The organism is Streptomyces zhihengii, assembly GCF_016919245.1.
Lineage (GTDB): Bacteria > Actinomycetota > Actinomycetes > Streptomycetales > Streptomycetaceae > Streptomyces > Streptomyces zhihengii.
On sequence record NZ_JAFEJA010000001.1, the window covers coordinates 4,893,845 to 4,910,099 of the forward strand.

General features: G+C 72.9%; 12 protein-coding genes, 1 tRNA gene and 1 pseudogene. 4 read left to right on the top strand and 10 right to left on the bottom strand.

Features of this window, described 5'->3' with window-relative positions:
* Positions 1 to 217 precede the first annotated feature (217 nt).
* Complete coding sequence (ppc, locus tag JE024_RS20740) at positions 218 to 2,947, top strand: phosphoenolpyruvate carboxylase (RefSeq protein WP_205375022.1); 2,730 nt, start codon at positions 218 to 220, stop codon at positions 2,945 to 2,947.
* Positions 2,948 to 3,027: 80 nt separating this feature from the next.
* Here ppc and JE024_RS20745 read toward each other — a convergent pair whose 3' ends face one another.
* The 8 genes from JE024_RS20745 to JE024_RS20780 all read right to left on the bottom strand — a co-directional run bounded on the left by JE024_RS20745 (position 3,028) and on the right by JE024_RS20780 (position 9,723).
* Entirely contained in the window at positions 3,028 to 3,753 is a 726-nt protein-coding gene (locus JE024_RS20745) for an LPXTG cell wall anchor domain-containing protein (protein ID WP_205375023.1), read from the bottom strand.
* A 180-nt stretch (positions 3,754 to 3,933) separates the two neighbouring features.
* Positions 3,934 to 4,404: a hypothetical protein gene (locus JE024_RS20750; protein WP_205375024.1), complete on the bottom strand. Its 471-nt coding sequence runs from the start codon at positions 4,402 to 4,404 to the stop codon at positions 3,934 to 3,936.
* A gap of 88 nt (positions 4,405 to 4,492) precedes the next feature.
* Positions 4,493 to 5,086 carry an aminoacyl-tRNA hydrolase gene (gene pth / locus JE024_RS20755; RefSeq protein WP_205375025.1) on the bottom strand — a complete coding sequence of 198 codons (594 nt, stop codon included), beginning with the start codon at positions 5,084 to 5,086 and terminating at the stop codon, positions 4,493 to 4,495.
* 96 nt (positions 5,087 to 5,182) lie between these two features.
* Positions 5,183 to 5,779, bottom strand: a complete 597-nt coding sequence (locus JE024_RS20760; RefSeq protein ID WP_205375026.1) for a 50S ribosomal protein L25/general stress protein Ctc — start codon at positions 5,777 to 5,779, stop codon at positions 5,183 to 5,185.
* Between the two features lie 323 nt (positions 5,780 to 6,102).
* Positions 6,103 to 7,080 carry a ribose-phosphate diphosphokinase gene (locus JE024_RS20765; RefSeq protein ID WP_205375027.1) on the bottom strand — a complete coding sequence of 326 codons (978 nt, stop codon included), beginning with the start codon at positions 7,078 to 7,080 and terminating at the stop codon, positions 6,103 to 6,105.
* 127 nt (positions 7,081 to 7,207) lie between these two features.
* Positions 7,208 to 8,656: a bifunctional UDP-N-acetylglucosamine diphosphorylase/glucosamine-1-phosphate N-acetyltransferase GlmU gene (glmU, locus tag JE024_RS20770; protein WP_205375028.1), complete on the bottom strand. Its 1,449-nt coding sequence runs from the start codon at positions 8,654 to 8,656 to the stop codon at positions 7,208 to 7,210.
* A gap of 109 nt (positions 8,657 to 8,765) precedes the next feature.
* A tRNA-Gln gene (locus JE024_RS20775) sits at positions 8,766 to 8,839 on the bottom strand.
* 11 nt (positions 8,840 to 8,850) lie between these two features.
* Complete coding sequence (locus tag JE024_RS20780) at positions 8,851 to 9,723, bottom strand: hypothetical protein (protein WP_205375029.1); 873 nt, start codon at positions 9,721 to 9,723, stop codon at positions 8,851 to 8,853.
* Between the two features lie 199 nt (positions 9,724 to 9,922).
* Between JE024_RS20780 and JE024_RS20785 the strand changes: the two genes are divergently transcribed.
* Complete coding sequence (locus JE024_RS20785; protein WP_205375030.1) at positions 9,923 to 11,236, top strand: sensor histidine kinase; 1,314 nt, start codon at positions 9,923 to 9,925, stop codon at positions 11,234 to 11,236.
* A gap of 34 nt (positions 11,237 to 11,270) precedes the next feature.
* Here JE024_RS20785 and JE024_RS20790 read toward each other — a convergent pair whose 3' ends face one another.
* Together JE024_RS20790 and JE024_RS20795 are read right to left on the bottom strand one after the other, a co-directional pair.
* Positions 11,271 to 11,762: an SUKH-3 domain-containing protein gene (locus tag JE024_RS20790; protein ID WP_205375031.1), complete on the bottom strand. Its 492-nt coding sequence runs from the start codon at positions 11,760 to 11,762 to the stop codon at positions 11,271 to 11,273.
* A gap of 55 nt (positions 11,763 to 11,817) precedes the next feature.
* The gene (locus JE024_RS20795) at positions 11,818 to 12,324 is read right to left on the bottom strand and encodes a YwqJ-related putative deaminase (protein WP_205375032.1); all 507 of its coding nucleotides are present in this window, start codon (positions 12,322 to 12,324) and stop codon (positions 11,818 to 11,820) included.
* 222 nt (positions 12,325 to 12,546) lie between these two features.
* Here JE024_RS20795 and JE024_RS20800 point away from each other — a divergent pair, with 222 nt between their 5' ends.
* Positions 12,547 to 13,566 carry an SMI1/KNR4 family protein gene (locus JE024_RS20800; RefSeq protein WP_205375033.1) on the top strand — a complete coding sequence of 340 codons (1,020 nt, stop codon included), beginning with the start codon at positions 12,547 to 12,549 and terminating at the stop codon, positions 13,564 to 13,566.
* 7 nt (positions 13,567 to 13,573) lie between these two features.
* Positions 13,574 to 16,181, top strand: a pseudogene (locus JE024_RS20805) (SUKH-4 family immunity protein).
* Positions 16,182 to 16,255: the final 74 nt, after the last annotated feature.

Below are 16,255 nucleotides of genomic sequence, written 5' to 3' on the forward strand. Positions count from 1 at the left end.
CCGGCGGACCATGGGCCAAGGCCCGGCCCACGGACACCCGTGGCTACGGGGCCGTAACCTACGGCGACGTAAGTATGGCAGCGCCCGGCCGCACGGCAAGAGACCTGTGGACAACGCCGGGAAAATGGACACCTATCCTGGGTGTCGTCGGACAGCGCGGTCCGCAAGCCTCCAGAACCCCTCCAGACGTGCTCAAACACTGCAAGGAGCCGCACCTGTGAGCAGTGCCGACCAGACCCCTACCGCCACCGCCGAACTGCGTGCCGACATCCGCCGACTGGGCGATCTTCTCGGCGAGACGCTCGTGCGCCAGGAAGGCCACGAACTCCTCGACCTCGTCGAGCGCGTCCGTGCCCTGACCCGTACCGACGGAGCGGCCGCAGCCGAGCTGCTGGGCGACACCGACCTGGAGACCGCGGCCAAGCTCGTCCGCGCGTTCTCCACGTACTTCCATCTGGCGAACGTCACCGAACAGGTCCACCGCGGCCACGAGATGCGGGAGCGCCGCGCCGCCGAGGGCGGACTGCTCGCCCGCACGGCCGACCGCCTCAAGGACGCCGACCCCGAGCACCTGCGCGAGACCGTGCGGAACCTCAACGTGCGCCCCGTCTTCACCGCGCACCCCACCGAGGCCGCCAGACGCTCCGTCCTCAACAAGCTCCGCCGGATCGCCGAACTGCTGGAGAACCCGGGCATCGCCGCCGACCGGCGCCGCCACGACCTCCGCCTCGCCGAGCACATCGACCTCATCTGGCAGACCGACGAACTGCGGGTGGTCCGCCCGGAGCCCGCCGACGAGGCCCGCAACGCCATCTACTACCTCGACGAGCTGCACGCCGGCGCCGTCGGCGACGTCCTGGAGGACCTCGCCGCCGAACTGGAGCGCGTCGGCGTCGAGCTCCCGCCCGGCACCCGCCCGCTGACCTTCGGCACCTGGATCGGCGGCGACCGCGACGGCAACCCCAACGTCACCCCCCAGGTGACCTGGGACGTGCTGATCCTCCAGCACGAGCACGGCATCACCGACGCCATCGAGGTCATCGACTACCTGCGCGGACTGCTCTCCAACTCCATCCGCTACGCGGGCGCCACCGAGGAGCTCCTCTCCTCGCTCCAGGCCGACCTGGAGCGGCTGCCCGAGATCAGCCCCCGCTACAAGCGCCTCAACGCCGAGGAGCCGTACCGGCTCAAGGCCACCTGCATCCGCCAGAAGCTCGTCAACACCCGCGAGCGCCTCGCCAAGGGCACCCCCCACGAGGACGGCCGCGACTACCTCGGCACCGCCGAGCTGCTGAGCGACCTCACCGTGATCCAGACGTCGCTGCGCGAGCACCGCGGCGGCCTCTTCGCCGACGGCCGCATGGACCGGGTCATCCGCACCCTGTCCGCCTTCGGCCTCCAGCTCGCCACCATGGACGTCCGCGAGCACGCCGACGCCCACCACCACGCCCTCGGCCAGCTCTTCGACCGCCTCGGCGAGGAGTCCTGGCGCTACGCGGACATGCCGCGCGACTACCGGCAGAAGCTCCTCGCCAAGGAGCTGCGCTCCCGGCGTCCGCTGGCTCCCACGCCCGCCCCGCTGGACGCCGCCGGGGAGAAGACCCTCGGCGTGTTCCACACCGTCAAGCAGGCGTTCGAGCGCTTCGGCCCCGAGGTCATCGAGTCGTACATCATCTCGATGTGCCAGGGCGCCGACGACGTCTTCGCCGCCGCCGTCCTCGCCCGCGAGGCCGGACTGATCGACCTGCACGCCGGCTGGGCGAAGATCGGCATCGTGCCCCTGCTGGAGACCACCGACGAGCTCAAGGCCGCCGACGTCATCCTGGAGGGCATGCTCGCCGACCCCTCCTACCGGCGCCTGGTCTCCCTGCGCGGCGACGTGCAGGAGGTCATGCTCGGCTACTCGGACTCGTCCAAGTTCGGCGGCATCACCACCAGCCAGTGGGAGATCCACCGCGCCCAGCGCCGGCTCCGCGACGTGGCCCACCGGCACGGCGTACGGCTGCGCCTGTTCCACGGCCGCGGCGGCACCGTCGGCCGCGGCGGCGGCCCCTCGCACGACGCGATCCTCGCCCAGCCCTGGGGCACCCTGGAGGGCGAGATCAAGGTGACCGAGCAGGGCGAGGTGATCTCCGACAAGTACCTGATCCCCTCGCTCGCCCGCGAGAACCTCGAACTGACCGTCGCCGCCACGCTCCAGGCGTCCGCCCTGCACACGGCGCCCCGCCAGTCCGACGAGTCGCTCGCCCGCTGGGACGCGGCGATGGACGTCGTCTCCGACGCCGCCCACGCCGCCTACCGCGAACTCGTCGAGGACCCCGACCTCCCGACGTACTTCCTGGCCTCCACCCCGGTCGACCAGCTCGCCGACCTGCACCTGGGCTCGCGGCCCTCCCGCCGCCCCGGCTCGGGCGTCTCGCTCGACGGACTGCGCGCCATCCCGTGGGTCTTCGGCTGGACCCAGTCCCGGCAGATCGTGCCCGGCTGGTTCGGTGTCGGTTCCGGTCTCAAGGCGCTGCGCGAGGCCGGACTCGACGGCGTGCTCGACGAGATGCACGGCCAGTGGCACTTCTTCCGCAACTTCCTCGCCAACGTCGAGATGACGCTGGCCAAGACGGACCTGCGGATCGCCCGCCACTACGTCGACACCCTCGTCCCCGACCACCTCAAGCACGTCTTCGACGTCATCGAGGCGGAGCACGACCTCACCGTCGCCGAGGTGCTGAGGGTGACCGGCAACGACGAACTCCTCGGCTCCAACCCGGCGCTCCAGCAGACGTTCGGGATCCGGGACGCCTACCTGGACCCGATCTCCTACCTCCAGGTGGCACTGCTCAAGCGCCAGCGGGACGCCGCCGAGCGCGGCGAGGACGCGGACCCGCTGCTGGCCCGCGCCCTGCTCCTCACGGTCAACGGCGTCGCGGCCGGCCTGCGCAACACCGGCTGACACCGGCGGGCCACGACACGACGGTGCCCCCGTCCCGGACCGAGGTCCGGGACGGGGGCACCGTCATGTGCGGGATGCGATCAGTGGCGGGTGGCCGTGCGGCGGCGCGCCAGGAGGTAGCCGCCACCGGCGACCAGCACGGCCGCGAGGCCGGCCAGCAGGCCCAGCGGGGCGCCGTTGCCGGTCTCGGCGAGGTCGCCGGAGGCGTCGTCACCGCCGGGGACGGGAGCCGCGGAGGTCGAGGTGCCCGGGGTGGGCTCCGAGGTGCCCGGGGTGGGCTCGGAGGTGCCCGGGGTGGGCTCCGAGGTGCCCGGGGTCGGCTCGGACGTGCCCGGGGTGGGCTCGGAGGTGCCGGGGGTCGGCTCGGAGGTGCCCGGGGTCGGCTCGACGTCCTCGCACGTGGACTTGAAGACCTTGTGCTTGGCCTTGCCGTTCTCGCCCTCGAAGGTCCAGAACAGCTTGTACTGGCCCTTGGGGAGCTTCATGTCCTCGGTGCGCTCGTGGCCCTCCTCGTCGAGGGTGAGCGAGCCGGACTCCACGACGGTGCCCTTGTCGAGGTCGTTGTTCGCCCAGGCCTGGATCTCCCAGTCCGCCTTCTGTCCGGCGTCGAACTTGAAGGCGACCAGGTAGAACTCGCAGACCTTGGGCTCGTTGTTCCTGAGCTCTTCGCCCGTGGTGGCGTCGTGGATCTTCACGGTGCCGTTGTCGCCCTTGGTGGCGGGCAGCACGGCGTGGGCGGCCGGAGCCGATATCGCGGTGAGCGCGGCGGCCGTGATCAGGGCGCCGGCGGAAAGGAAGGTGCGCATGGCAGTCCATCGGTTGAGAAGGGACCGTGGGGGGCGGCTCAGCGTCCTCGGGAACACGCGTGCCGGTCAAGTCACTTCGCGCACCGTATGCACCGACTGTCGCCCGATGTCGCGAAAATCCTGACAACGATCAGGTGAAGGACGCCTTCCGCTCTTCCGGACGCACCGCCGCGGGCCGCCTCAGAGCGCCAGGAACGCGGCCACCAGCAACGCCCCGCCCACACCCGCCGACACCCACGCCGCCCTGGTCAGCCGCATCCCGCCGCCGATCACCAGCGCGGCCAGCAGCAGCGCGCCGCCCAGCGGCAGCCAGGCGAACAGCCCGCCCGCCGGGCCCGTCCGCACCGCCTCGCCCGTGCCGGGCCTGAGCACCACGGTCAGCGTCTCGCCCTTGCGCACCGCGACGGACCGCTCGATGGTGACCTCGTCCCGGGCCCCCGCCGTGCCCGTGGGCGTGTACGGCCCGGTGCACACCTCTTCGTCGCAGCTCTCGATCCGCAGGGTGCCGTGTTCGCGCCCCTTGGAGAGCAGTACGTGCTGAGCGTCGTCCCAGGACGTCCAGAAGCCCGCGACCACCAGCAGCAGCGCGACGAGCGCCATCGCCGCGGTGCGGGCGTGGGTGATCATCCGGTCCGAGGAGTTCCGCTTCATGGGCCGCGATCTTTGGCCATGGGACTGCGCCGGGTCAACCTCCACCGGGCAGGCGCGACGAACGTCTCAGCCCCCGGCCCCGCGGTGGTCAGGAGTTGTACGTGCCCTGCGCGCGCTCCAGCCCGTCGATCACCAGGCACTCGGCCGCGTCCGCCGAGCGGTCCACGAACCAGTCCAGTTCCTTGCGTTCCGCCGACGAGAAGTCCTTGAGGACGAAGTCCGCGACCTGCATCCGGCCCGGCGGGCGGCCGATGCCGCACCGCACCCGGTGGTAGTCCGGGCCCATCGCCTTCGTCATCGACTTCAGCCCGTTGTGGCCGTTGTCCCCGCCGCCCAGCTTGAGCCGCAACGTGCCGTAGTCGATGTCCAGTTCGTCGTGGACCGCCACGACGTTCGCCGTCGGCACCTTGTAGAAGTCCCGCAGCGCCGTCACCGGACCGCCCGAGAGGTTCATGTACGACATCGGCTTCGCCAGCACCACCCGGCGGCTCATCGGGCCGGGCGGCCCGATCCGGCCCTCCAGCACCTGGGCCTGCGCCTTCTGGGCCCGCTTGAACGAGCCGCCGATGCGCTCGGCCAGCAGATCGGCCACCATGAAGCCGATGTTGTGGCGGTTGCCCGCGTAACCGGGCCCGGGGTTGCCGAGACCCACGATCAGCCAGGGGGCGTTCACGTCCGACATCTGTGCCGACTCTCCTCGTCACCGGCCCGAACAGAAGGAACGGGGTGGCGGGCCGCAGCCCGCCACCCCGTGAAAAGCTCAAGCAGAGCTTACGGCTCAGGCCTCGGCGGCCTCGTCGCCCTCGCCCTCGGTGCCCTCGGCGGCCGGCTCCTCGGCCTGCGCGGCCAGGACCTGGATGACGACGGCGTCGTCCTCGACGGTCAGCGTGGTGCCCTTGGGCAGCGTGACGTCCTTGGCCAGGACGGAGTCACCGGCGGACAGGCCCTCGACGGAGACCGTGACGGACTCGGGGATGTGGGTGGCCTCGGCCTCGACCGGCAGGGCGTTCAGCACGTGCTCGACCAGGAACGCGCCGGGGGCCAGGTCGCCCTCGGTCAGGACCGGGATGTCGACGCTGACCTTCTCGCCGCGCTTCACGAGGAGCAGGTCGACGTGCTCGATGAAGCCCTTGAGCGGGTTGCGCTGCACGGCCTTCGGGATCGCGAGCTCGTTCTTGCCGTCGATGGCGAGGGCGAGCAGGACGTTCGGCGTACGCAGCGCCAGCAGCAGGTCGTGACCCGGCAGCGTGACGTGGACCGGGTCGGTGCCGTGGCCGTAGAGAACGCCGGGGACCTTGTCCTCGCGGCGGATGCGGCGGGCGGCGCCCTTGCCGAACTCGGAACGGACCGTGGCGGCGAGCTTGACCTCGGACATGTGCACTCCTCGTAAGCAGTAAACGAACTGGTGGCGGTCACCCGGCCACGACTGGCCTGCTACGAAGAGCGCGTCGATAACGGACCGCCGCACCACCGGTGCGGCCTCCCTCGCCGAGCAACCCGCACAGTCTACGCGGCGGCCCCCCGGGCCCCAAATGGATCACCCGGCGCCCGCACACCCAGGCACCCGGCGCCCGCGCACCAGGCCCCCGGCGCCCGCGGACCCGGTGCCCCGCGTCCACCCGTCCGGCGCCGGGCGCACGCGCGAGGGCCGCCCCGCACACGGCGGGACGGCCCTCGCGAAGACGGTGGGTGCGCCGCCTACTTGTCCTCCTCGAAGAGGCTCGTGACCGAGCCGTCCTCGAACACCTCGCGCACCGCGCGCGCGATCGTCGGCGCCATCGACAGCACCTTGATCTTGTCCAGCTCCAGCTCACCGGGCGTCGGCAGCGTGTTCGTCAGCACGAACTCGCTCACCTTCGAGTTCTTCAGCCGGTCGGCCGCGGGGCCCGACAGGATGCCGTGGGTGGCCGTCACGATGACGTCCTCGGCCCCGTTGGCGAACAGCGCGTCCGCCGCGGCGCAGATCGTGCCACCGGTGTCGATCATGTCGTCCACCAGCACGCAGACCCGGCCCTCGACCTCGCCGACGACCTCGTGGACCGTCACCTGGTTGGCGACGTCCTTGTCACGGCGCTTGTGCACGATCGCCAGCGGCGCGTCCAGACGGTCGCACCAGCGGTCGGCCACCCGCACCCGGCCGGCGTCGGGCGAGACGATCGTCAGCTTGTTCCGGTCCACCTTCGCGCCCACGTAGTCCGCGAGCACCGGCAGCGCCGACAGGTGGTCCACCGGACCGTCGAAGAAGCCCTGGATCTGGTCCGTGTGCAGGTCCACCGTGAGGATGCGGTCCGCCCCGGCCGTCTTCAGCAGATCGGCGATCAGCCGGGCCGAGATCGGCTCGCGGCCGCGGTGCTTCTTGTCCTGCCGGGCGTAGCCGTACGACGGGATGATCACGGTGATGCTCCGGGCCGAGGCCCGCTTGAGAGCATCGATCATGATCAGCTGCTCCATGATCCACTTGTTGATGGGAGCCGTGTGGCTCTGCATCAGGAAGCAGTCCGCGCCGCGGGCCGACTCCTGGAAGCGGACGTAGATCTCACCGTTGGCGAAATCGAATGCCTTCGTCGGGACGAGGCCGACACCGAGCTGGTGTGCGACCTCCTCGGCAAGCTCGGGGTGGGCGCGGCCGGAGAAGAGCATCATCTTCTTCTCGCCGGTCGTCTTGATCCCGGTCACAGCACTGTCTCCTCAGACGTGTTCTCTGGCCGCCACGGTCCCAGGAGACCTGGGAACCCCGGACGCGAGCCAGCCGAATTTGTGTGCACGTATCACGGTACGCCGAGTTGGACGCACCTGTTTCCGGTCAGTTCTCGCCGACGACGTCCTCGGTTGCCGCCGCGGCAGCCTGCGCGGCCGCGCTGCCGGGACGCTTGCGTGCCACCCAACCCTCGATATTCCGCTGCTGGCCCCGGGCGACGGCCAGTGAACCGGCCGGCACGTCCTTCGTGATCACGGAGCCGGCGGCCGTGTAGGCGCCGTCCCCGACAGTGACAGGAGCCACAAACATGTTGTCCGAGCCCGTACGGCAGTGCGAGCCGATCGTGGTGTGGTGCTTCTTCTCGCCGTCGTAGTTCACGAACACGCTGGCCGCGCCGATGTTCGAGTACTCGCCGATCGTCGCGTCGCCCACGTACGACAGGTGCGGCACCTTGGTGCCCTCGCCGATCACGGCGTTCTTCGTCTCGACGTAGGTGCCGATCTTGCCCTTGGCGCCAAGCCTCGTCCCGGGGCGCAGATACGCGAACGGCCCCACCGACGCGCCCTCGCCCACCTCGGAGGAGTACGCCACCGTGTTGTCCACCCGGGCGCCCGCGTGGACCACGGTGTCCGTCAGCCGCGTGTTCGGGCCGACCTCGGCGCCCTCGCCGACATGGGTCGCGCCGAGGAGCTGCGTCCCCGGGTGCACGACCGCGTCCGGCTCGAACGTCACCGTCACGTCGACGACGACCGACGCCGGGTCCACCACCGTCACGCCCGCGAGCATCGCCTGCTCCAGCAGCCGCTGGTTCAGCAGCCGCCGCGCCTCGGCGAGCTGGAGGCGGTTGTTGATGCCCAGGATCTCCCGGTGGTCCCCGGCCACCGACGCGCCCACCCGGTGACCCGCCTCGCGCAGGATCCCGAGCACATCGGTCAGGTACTCCTCGCCCTGGCTGTTGTCGGTCCGCACCTTCTTCAGCGCGTCGCCGAGCAGCGCGCCGTCGAACGCGAAGACGCCGGAGTTGATCTCCCGGATCGCCCGCTGCGCGTCGCTCGCGTCCTTGTGCTCGACGATCGCCGTCACCGCGCCGGTGGCGGCGTCGCGCACGATGCGGCCGTAGCCCGTGGAGTCGGGCACCTCGGCGGTCAGCACCGTCACCGCGTTGCCGTCGGCGCCGTGGGTGGCGGCGAGCGCGGACAGGGTCGCGCCGGTCAGCAGCGGGGTGTCGCCGCAGACCACGATCACCGTGCCGTCCGGCGCCCCGCCGAGCTCCTCCAGCCCCATGCGCACGGCGTGACCGGTGCCGTTCTGCTCGGCCTGGAACGCGGTCCGCGTCCCGGCGTACCGGTCGGCGAGGTGTGCCTCCACCTGCTCGCGCGCATGGCCCACGACGACGACGAGCTGCTCGGGCTCCAGCTCACGCGCGGCCGATACGACGTGTCCCACGAGCGCACGCCCGGAGATCTCATGCAGGACTTTGGGGGTCTTCGACTTCATGCGGGTGCCCTCACCCGCTGCAAGGACGACGACGGCTGCCGGGCGATTGGCGCTCACGGAAATGCCCTTCGGCTTCGGGTGGTGGACACCCGAAGGATACCGGGGGGTTTCGGAGCGGAAACGGGCGCGGGTCCTGACCGTGAGGTCAGGACCCGCAGCGTGCTGGTGGCTCCCGGGGAAGGAATCGAACCCTCATTCAATGGACCAAAACCATTTGTCCTGCCATTAGACGACCCGGGATGGCATGCGCTCTATGCCCGTTTTCTCTTACCGGGGTCCAGAGCAGCCCCCACTATGCCGTACCAAGTGCCTTCCATGCGACGGTACAGGCCCGCGCTTCCCCTGACGTAGACCGTCAGAGCCCCTCGGTACGCCGGTCCGGTGTTCCTGCGCCGCGTCAGGGGGTTGTGCCGTTTGACCACCGTCTTGTTGAAGTGCGACGCGTCCGTCCCCGTGAGCCTCGCCCAGTAGGCCTGGGCCTCTGCGGCGTCCGCGTTCTCGTGGATGTTCAGCGTCAGACGGAGCCGGTCCCGGCTGACGCCCAGCAGCTCCAGCCATCGCAGATGGAGCCTGATCACATCCGGATCGCTGTTGATGAACTTCAGGTGCTCCCTGCGCTGCCACGGTTTGTCCTTGCCGCCCTCCGCCCAGTAGAGCGCGGCGCCCACCAGGAGCAGCTCCCGTTCCGAGAGCTCGCCGACGCTGTGCGCGGCTTCCGCCTTCGCGGTCCTCCGGTCCTCCTCCCGGGCGGCTCTCAGATGGGCCAGGCCCGCGTTCATCAGCGCCCGCTGTTCCTCTTCGGTGTACCGCGGCTCCGGCTTCGGGAGGTCGCGTACCCAGAGGGAGATCGAGCTCTTGGAGCAGCCGAGTTCGAGCTGGATGCGGTCGTACGTCAGGCCGGCGAGGCGGAGCTCGCGCGCTCGGGCGCGGAGGTCGTCCTTGGCGTTGGGCTGTCTGGTCCGGGCCGGCGGGGGTTCGCCCCCGACCAGGCGGTGGAGGAGATCGTTGTTGTGGACGCGGAGGCGGTCACGGATCTGGCGGAGGCTGAGGCCCTGGCGGCGCAGCGCTGTGGCACGGGCGCGGAGGTCCTCGAAGGCGGTGGGGCTGTCGTCGGAATGTGCCATGGGGAGATCGTCCGCAGCGGCGGGGCCCCGTGGTTCGACATGCTGATCGATTCACCAGTTCGAGTGTTCTGGTGGCTTTTCGGGTGGGAACCGCCGTGTCCGCACTCCGTCCGTGGTGCCGGGAGCGACGGCGTACGCCCCGACGCGCGCCCGTGGGACCCCCCTTAAACCGGTGGCACCCGCCCGTAGTCTGGAGGGCATGACCGCAACGGGGGCAGAGCAGGACGCCACGGGCCCGACCGCCCGGGCGTGGCTGTGGTGGGGGCGGCGGCGCAGTGCCGTGCTGGATGTGGGGCTGGCGGCGGCGTCGGCCCTGGAGTGCGCGGTGCAGGGGGTCGGTTTCGCCGAGCACGCCGGTCTGCCGGTGCCCTTCGGGGTGCTGTTCGGACTGGCCGTCGGGTCGGTGCTGGTGCTGCGGCGGCGGTGGCCGATCGCCGTGGTGCTCGTGTCCGTGGCGACGACGCCGGCGGAGATGGGCTATCTGATGGCCGTCGTCGGGCTCTACACGCTGGCCGCGTCGGAGGTGCCGCGGCGGATCATGGCGACGCTGGCCGGGATGTCGCTGGCGGCCACGTTCATCGTCACCTTCGTCCGGGTCCGCCAGGACGTGCAGGCCGCGGACTACGGGGCCTGGTACGAGCCGGTCACGGCGGTGTTCCTGTCGCTCGGGCTGACGGCTCCGCCGGTGCTGCTCGGTCTGTACATAGGGGCGCGCCGGAGGCTGATGGAGAGCCTGCGGGAGCGGGCGGACAGCCTGGAGCAGGAGCTGTCGCTGCTGGCCGACCGGGCCGAGCAGCGGGCGCAGTGGGCGCGCCAGGAGGAGCGGACGCGGATCGCGCGGGAGATGCACGACGTGGTCGCGCACCGGGTGAGCCTGATGGTGGTGCACGCGGCGGCGCTGCAGGCGGTGGCGCTCAAGGATCCGCAGAAGGCGGTGAAGAACGCGGCGCTGGTGGGCGACATGGGCCGACAGGCGCTGACCGAGCTGCGGGAGATGCTCGGGGTGCTGCGCGCGGGCGGTTCCGAGAAGGTCCCGGAGGCGAAGCCGGTGCCGCTGGCGGCGGTGGGGGCGGCCGCGGCCGCGGCCGCCGCCGCGGCGGCGGAGGACGGGCCGTGTCTCGCGGACATCGAGGCGCTGGTCGGGCAGTCCCGGCAGGCGGGGATGGTCGTGGAGTTCGCGGTGCACGGTGACGCGCGGGACTACGCGCCCCAGGTGGAGCAGACCGCGTACCGGGTGGTGCAGGAGGCGCTGACCAACGTCCACAAGCACGCGGCCGGGGCGAAGGTCAGGGTCCGGCTCGCGCATCGCGAGGCGGAGGTGGCGATGCAGGTGGAGAACGGGGCGCCGGACGCCGCGGGCACGGCGGCCCCGGTTCTGCCGAGCGGCGGCAACGGGCTGGTGGGGATGCGGGAGCGGGTGACCGCGCTGGGCGGGGTGTTCGTCTCGGGCCCCACCGACGCGGGCGGCTTCCGGGTGTCGGCGGTGCTGCCCCACGGGGAGCGGGCGGCCTGAGGCGGGCCCCCGCGCCGGGCGGGCCGCCGGGCGGTCAGCCGGTGGTGAGCCGGGCGGGCTGGACGCCGGTGACCAGGGTGGTCAGGGCGTGGTCGATGTCGGGGCCGAGGTAGTAGTCGCCGGTGTGGTCGATGCTGTAGACGCGTCCCTCGATGTCCATGGCCAGGACGGCCTGCTGGTCGCCCTCCATGCCGAGCGGGGAGACCTCCGTCTCCAGGGCGCGGCCGAGGTCGGCCAGGGTGCGGGCGAGGTGGAGGCCCGCGAGGGGGTCGAGGAGGACGGGGGCGGGCGCGTACTGGCGCCCGGGCCCGGCGGCGACGAGGGTCAGTCCGCCGAACTCCGCCCAGGCCTCGACCACGGCGGGGAAGACGCTGTGCCGGTGTCCGGCGGGTGAGGCGTGGGCGCGCAGGCTGTCGGCCCAGTGCTCGGCCTGCTTGATGTCCCAGCGGCCCGGCTGCCAGCCGGCCTCGCGCAGTGCGGCGTCGACGGCGACGGGGAAGCGGGTCGTGCTCAGGTGGTCGGGCATCGGTGTGGAGGTCAGCCGTTCTGTCGGGCGGGTGCCGTGTGGTGCCGGGCAGGTGTCAGGCGGTCGGGTCGACGGGGCGTACGCCGAAGTGGTCGAGCATGGCGGTGCAGGACCGGCAGGGCGGGGCGTAGCTGCCGTGCAGGGGGTCGCCGTCCTCGCGGATGCGGCGGGCGGTGAGCTTCGCCTGCTTGAGGGAGCGGCGGGCCTCGCCGTGGGTCAGCGGTTTGCGCTGGGCGCGCTTGGAGCGCTGCGACTCGGCGGCCGTGAGGTGCCGGGAGAGCAGGATGGCCTCCGGGCAGCGGCCGGTGAAACGTTCGCGCTGGCCGCTGGTGAGGGTGTCGAGGAAGTCCTGCACCAGCGGGTGGAGGAGCGGTGGACGGTCGCCCTTGCCCGCGGTGCCGGTGAGCGTCTCGCCGCGCACGGACAGCGCGGCGGCCACCGCGGGCAGGATGCCGTCGCGGCGGTGCCGCAGGGCGGGCGGGCGTGCGGGCTCGTCACTGCTCCAGCTCAGGCGCGGATCGCCGGATGTGCCGGGTGACGAACTTGGTTGCGCTGTGTGCATGGTTCTGTCGGTCCCCTCCGTGCACTCCCCCGAGGATGCGAGGGAACAGCCTGCCAAATGGGACGGCACGGGGGGAAGCTGGGTCGCTGAAACGTGTCGCCAGATGGGCGTTGGGTCACTCGAAAGTGACTGTTCGTTACGGAAGCGGAGCGCCAGGGGCCCCTCTTGCCGTACCGCATAGGCTGTGCTGAACCAGCCAGACGCCACAGGGGGCAAAACGCCATGACGACAGGTCGGCAGGGCCTGGGGGCAGCCACGGGCCCCGGGGCCGGCGCGCGTACCGCGCCACCGAACGCGGCCTACGCCGGGCAGCTCGTGCACTTCCCGGACCCGGTGAGGGCCGCTCGCCACCCGCGGGGTGTGCGGATGGACGACCACGGGTTCCCGGACTTCTCGCCGTACGCCCGTGCGGCGGCGGAGATCGCCGAGCCCCCGGAGGGCTTCGGTGTCGACGAGCTGCGGCTGACCGACTACGTGTCGGCGAACGCGGCCCTGCACGCGGAGGGCCACCCCCTGTGGGACACGGTGTCCGCCGTCGCCACTCCGCACGGCTGGACCTGGCACCACGTGCCGGGCACGCGGCGGATGGAGCTGGTGCCGGTCGAGGTGAAGGCGCTGCTGCGTCATCACGGCGGGCTGGTGACGGCCCCGGTGGACCAGTCCAAGCGCGGCACCCGTCCGCTGCAGGAGACGCGTCCGGCGCACTTCCGGCTGCCGCGGCACGCGGTGGCGGTCACCGAGCAGCAGCTGCTGGGTGTCGAGGAGGACCTGGGGTACCGGCTGCCCGGGGCGTACCGCACCTTCCTGAAGGCGGCGGGCGGCTGCGCGCCGGTGGGCGCGGCACTCGACGCCGAGCTGGGGATCCTGGTGGACCAGCCCTTCTTCACGGTGCGGGACGAGGCCGCGGTCAACGACCTGGTGTACGTGAACAAGTGCCTGCGCGACCACCTCACCAAGGACTACCTGGGCGTCGCGTTCGCCCAGGGCGGGATCCTCGCGGTGAAGGTGCGGGGTTCCGACATCGGCTCGGTCTGGTTCTGCGCCTACGACGACGCCCGTGACCGGGACGGTCTGAGCGTCCAGGAGCGGGTGGAGCGGCTGCTGCTGCCGTGCGGCGCGGACTTCGACGCCTTCCTCCAGCGGCTGGCGGGCAATCCCCCCGAGCTGGAGACCGTGGCGAATCTGATGGTGGACGGCGGCTTCGCGCACGCCGTGCCGGTTCCCGTTCCGGGCGAGGGGTGAGAGTGGGATGGTGACATTCGCGCAGGCGCAGGAGCGCGCCGAGGAGTGGGTGAACGGCGAGGTGCCGGCGTATCAGCACCGTGAGGTGCGGGTGCGCGAGTTCGACCTGGGCTTCGTGGTCTGGGCCGAGGACCGCGAGGGCGGTGCGCGTTCGGACGGCGGGCAGCAGCGGCTGGTGATCGCCCGGGACAGCGGCGAGGCCACGCTGTGGCCCGGGCTGCCGGTCGGTGAGGTGATCCGCCGCTACGAGGAGGAGTACGGCGCGCGGGCGGCGCAGGCCGCTCCCGCTGCGGGCGAGGCGCCGGAGCGGATCGACCTCAACCAGACGTCGTTCCTGCTGAGTCCGCCGGAGTGGCTCCAGGAGGCCGCCGACCGGCTGGGCATCCCCGACCGGCGGGACCGGTCCCTGGCGGGGCAGTCCGCCACGGACGGCGCGGGCGCGCCGTCGGGCGACCCGGCTCCGGCCCCCGCCGCCGTTTCTCCGGCCGCTCCGGCTCCGGCCGCCGCGACCCCTGCCGCGGGTTCGCCTTCGGCCGCCGCCGCTTCGGCGACGCCGTGGCCCGCCGCGGGCGACTCCGGTGCGGGCGCGGCGCCGGTGTGGCCGGACGCGGGCGCCGACGACCACGAGCCGACCGCCTCCGACGGTGTGCCCGCCACGCCGTCGGGCCGCACGGGATGGACGGACACCAGCGCCGGGGACGGGGGCGACGCCTCCGTGCCGCTGCCCGCGACGGTCTTCGCGCCGCCGCTGAACCCCGACGCGCCCCCGCCGCCGTCGGTGAGCGCCGACGCTCCCACGGCACTGATGTCGGGCGGCAGCGCGCTGCCGCGCACCACCGTGTCCCCGGCGCTCGGCGCGGGGACGCCGCCGCCCGACGCGCCCACCGCCGACGCCACGCCGCCGCCCGGGCTGACACCCCGGGGCAACGCGGACATCGCGGACGCGGCGACGAGCAAGGCCGTGCGGCCGCCGCGCGGCGCGCGGCCCGCGTCGGGCGGGGCGACGCCCCCGCCGCCGCCCGGTGCGCCCGGCACCCCCGGCGCGCGCCCCCGGGTGCCACCCCGCCGCCCGCCTCCGGCCCGGGTGCGCCCGGCGCTCCGGCGGGCGGCTACCTGCCGACGCAGCTCGTGCCGCAGTCCGGTCCGCCAGGGCCGCCGCCCGCGCCCGGTTCCACACCGCCGCCCGGTCCGCCGCCGCCCCCGGTGCGACGCCGCCGCCCGGCGGGGTGCACCACGCCGCGACGATGCTGGCGGATCCGAGCCAGCTCGGTGCGGGTCCGGGTGCGCCGCAGCCGCCCGGTCCTCCCGGTCCGCCGCCGGCGCCCGGCTCCACGCCGCCGCCCGGCGGCGGGGTCAGCCACGCCGCGACGATGCTGGCCGATCCGAGCCAGCTCGGTGCGGGTCCGGGTGCGCCGCAGCCGCCCGGTCCTCCCGGTCCGCCGCCGGCGCCCGGCTCCACGCCGCCGCCCGGTGCGACGCCGCCGCCCGCCGGCGGGGTGCACCACGCGGCGACGATGCTCGCCGGTCCGGCCCAGATGGGTCCGGGTGCGCCGCAGCCGCCCGGTCCCCCCGGCCCGGTGCCGAACGCGCCGCACCCCGGGCAGCCGCCCGCCTACGGCTATCCGCAGCAGCCCTCCGGCGTGCCGACGGTGGGCCCCGGCTACCAGGCGGTGCTGCGCTACCGCGCGCCCGACGGTTCCGAGGCCCAGCTCATCCGCCGCTCGGCACCCGGCACGCCGCACCCCGAGTGGCAGATCCTGCACGAGCTGCGCGCGCTGAACGTGCCGCCGCAGCAGGTGCTGGAGCTGCACACGGAGCTGGAGTCGTGCGAGCTGCCGGGGGCGTACTGCGTGCGGATGATCCGCGAGACGCTGCCCCAGGCACGGATCACCTCGATCGCCCCGTACGGCACCGACCATGCGTCGCGCCAGCAGGGCATGCAGCAACTGCTCGCCCACCAGGGCGAGTTGCACCAGGTGGCGGACGGGCCCGCCCGGCCCGCTCCGGTACGCGCGCCCCTTCCCCAGGTGCCGCCCGCGCCGCCGCTGCCGCCGGAGGGCGTGGCGCAGGAGCTGCTCGGGGCGTTCGGCCCGCAGGGGCTGTGCCGCTTCGACCAGCGGGCGGTGTCGCGTCAGGGGGTGCCGGAGATCGTGGCGGCGACCCTGGTGTGGGCCGGTCTGCCGGGTGACTTCAACCCGTTCTTCTGGGCGCAGCCTGCCCAGCCGGTGGTGCCGACGCTCGCGGAGCTGGCGGCGCAGCGGCAGGTGCAGCCGGCCGCGGACGCCGGTTCCTACCTGGTGCTCGGCAGCGACTTCGGCCGGGCGATCTGTGTGCAGTACGGGACGGCGCACATCGTCGCGGTGCCGGTGGAGGCCGGTCCCGGCGGGCAGCCGGTGGCGCCGCAGTTCGTGAACACCGGGCTGCCGGAGTTCGTGCGCTGCATGGCGCTGCTGGGCCGGATGTGGCGGCTGCGGTACGGGCTGACGCCGGAGCAGGCCGGCCGCTGGACGGTCGACTTCCAGGCCCAGCTCGCCGCGCTCGACCCGGCGGCGCTGGCGTCGCCGGAGAGCTGGTGGTCGGTCCTGCTGGAGCAGATGTGGGACGGGCTGCTGTGAGCCGCCGCCGCTGAGCGCGCGTCACGACGGGGGCGCCCCGCGGGAGATCCGGATCTCCCGCGGGGCGCCCCCGT